Genomic DNA, 1,233 nt, shown 5'->3' with positions numbered 1-1,233 from the left:
CCCTCGAACCCCTCGAACCCCCTCGCACCTCACCGATCCTCCTGGAGCGCCCCGCCATGTCGTCGACACGCACCCCCGAATCCCTCGTCGGCCAGGAGTACGAGGTCGAGGTCGGGCCGGTCGCGCACGGCGGGCACTGCGTCGCCCGGACCGCCGAGGGCCGCGTCCTGTTCGTCCGCCACGCACTCCCCGGCGAACGCGTGGTCGCCCGCGTCACCGAGGGCGACTCCGACTCCCGCTTCCTGCGCGCCGACGCCGTCACCGTGCTCGACGCCTCCAAGGACCGCGTCGAGGCCCCCTGCCCGTTCGCCGGCCCCGGCCGCTGCGGCGGCTGCGACTGGCAGCACGCCAAGCCCGGCGCCCAGCGCCGCCTCAAGGCCGACGTCCTCACCGAACAGCTCAGCCGCCTCGCCGGCCTCACCCCCGAGGACGTCAACTGGGACGGCACCGTCGAGCCCGCCCCCGGCGACAAGGTCCCCGCCGGCGAGGTACCCGCCTGGCGCACCCGCGTCCAGTACGCCGTCGACGAGGACGGCCGCGCCGGACTGCGCCGCCACCGCTCCCACGAGGTCGAGCCGATCGACCGCTGCCTGATCGCCGCCGAGGGCGTCAGCGAACTCGGCATCGAGAAGCGGCAGTGGCCGCAGATCGCCGGCATCGAGGCCGTCGCCGCCACCGGCTCCGGCGACCGCCAGGTCGTCCTCACCCCGCGCCCCGGCGGCCGCCTCCCGATCGTCGAACTCGACCGCCCCGTCTCGGTGTTGCGCGTCGCCGAGGGCAAGGGTCGCAACGCCACCCGGACCATCCACCGGGTGCACGGCCGCCCCTTCGTCCGCGAACGCGCCGACGGCCGCACCTGGCGGGTCGGGGCCGGCGGCTTCTGGCAGGTCCACCCCCGCGCCGCCGAACTCCTCGTCGACGCGGTCATGCGCGGCCTCACCCCGCGCAAGGGCGAGACCGCCCTGGACCTCTACTGCGGCGTCGGCCTGTTCGCCGGCGCGCTCGCCGACCGCCTCGGTGAGCGCGGCGCGGTCCTCGGCATCGAGTCCGCCAAGCAGGCCGTCGAGGACGCCCGCCACAACCTCGCCGACTTCGACCGCGTCCGCATCGAGCACGGCAAGGTCGACCAGGTGCTGCCGCGCACCGGTATCACCGAGGCCGACATCGTCGTCCTCGACCCGCCCCGCGCCGGCGCCGGACGCGACACCGTCCGCACCATCGCCTCCCTCACCC

1 protein-coding gene is annotated in these 1,233 nt (G+C 75.7%); it reads left to right on the top strand.

Annotated features, from left to right (window positions below; genetic code table 11):
- Positions 1–56 precede the first annotated feature (56 nt).
- Positions 57–1,233, top strand: a 1,177-nt coding sequence (locus FNX44_RS27005) for a class I SAM-dependent RNA methyltransferase (RefSeq protein ID WP_143651585.1), incomplete at its 3' end; no start/stop codon positions are given.

Source organism: Streptomyces alkaliterrae (assembly GCF_007097205.2).
Lineage (GTDB): Bacteria > Actinomycetota > Actinomycetes > Streptomycetales > Streptomycetaceae > Streptomyces > Streptomyces alkaliterrae.
Note: the sequence above shows the minus strand (reverse complement) of the source record. Positions and strands in the feature narration are given on the sequence as shown.